The organism is Stenotrophomonas sp. STEN056, from assembly GCF_056759635.1.
Map to the genome: position 1 here is coordinate 1 of NZ_JBRRDL010000065.1, position 1,440 is coordinate 1,440.

Consider the following 1,440-nt stretch of genomic DNA (forward strand, 5'->3'; position numbering starts at 1 on the left):
ACCGTGTATGACGACCAGGGCGATGTGACCGGCAATTTGAACTCCGGTGACGCCACGGATGACGCCAAGCCGCAGATCAGCGGCAGCGCCGAGCCGGGCAGCACCGTGGTCATCTACGACAAGGGCCATAAGATTGGCGAGGCCGCGGTGGGCCAGGATGGCAAGTGGACGTTTGAGCCGAACCTGCCGCTGGGCCTGGGTGGGCACACGTTGACCGTTGTCGCCGTGGATGCTGCCGGCAATGCCAGCGTACCGTCCGATGCGTTCGAGCTGACCCTGGGGAACGCCGACAAACCGAACCCGCCGGCCATCACCGGCGTGATCGACGACGTGGGCTCGATCACCGGCAACATCCAGAAGGGCGGCATCACCGACGATGCGCGCCCGACCATTGAAGGCACGGCGCAGCCGGGCATGACCGTGTCCATCTATATCGATGGCGCACTGGTCGGTACCGTGCCGGTGGATGCACAGGGCAGCTGGAGCTTCACGCCGTCGACGGACCTGGCCGATGGCATGCACAACATCGTGGCCACCTCGACCAACTCGCTGGGCAATGTAAGTCCAGAGACGGGCAAGTATCCGTTCGTGGTGGACACCACGGCGCCTGGCAAGCCGGGTACGGGCGATGCCGAGCTGATCGATGACGAAGGCAGCATCACCGGCCCGATCACCAGCGGCACCGTCACCGACGACAGCACCCCGACCTTCAACGGCAAGGCCGAGCCAGAGTCGACCGTGGTCATCTATGACAACGGCAAGAAGATTGGTGAAGCCCAGGCCGATGAAAACGGTGAATGGAGCTTCACCCCGACCACGCCGCTGGCCGATGGCAACCACAGCCTGAACTACGAGGTGGTGGACAAGGCCGGCAATGTCGGTGAGCAGTCCGATGCCATCGATTTCAAGGTCGATACACGTGATGTCGTCGTCAAGATTGACGGTGCCACCGACAACGTGGGCACGCTGACGGGTGCGATCAGCAACGGCGGCGTGACCGACGATGCAACGCCGACCCTGCACGGCAAGGCAACCGCCGGCGGTACCGTGAAGATCTACGAAGGCAGCGAGCTGCTGGGCCAGACCACCGTTGATGCCGAGGGCAACTGGAAGCTGGAGTTGACCAACGCACTGAGCGAAGGCCCGCACAGCCTGACCGCTACGGTCACCACCGCGACCACCGCCGAGAGTGCCAAAACACCGGCATTCAACCTGACCGTGGACCTGCAGGCACCGAGCAAGCCGAGCATCAGCGAAGTGGGCGATGACGTGGGCAGCATTCAGGGGGCGATCGCCCAGGGCGCTACCACCGATGACACCACGCCGACGCTGAAGGGCCAGGCCGAAGCCAACAGCACGGTTCATATCTACGACAACGGCACGCTGCTGGGCAGCGTGCAGGCCGGCAGCAATGGCTTGTGGAACTTCACCCCGACCACG

General features: G+C 64.0%; 1 protein-coding gene. It reads left to right on the forward strand.

Translation table 11 applies throughout. The features are described 5' to 3' along the window. A partial coding sequence (locus ACVOLO_RS18010; RefSeq protein ID WP_481571695.1) for an Ig-like domain-containing protein occupies positions 1–1,440 on the forward strand: 1,440 nt, incomplete at both ends.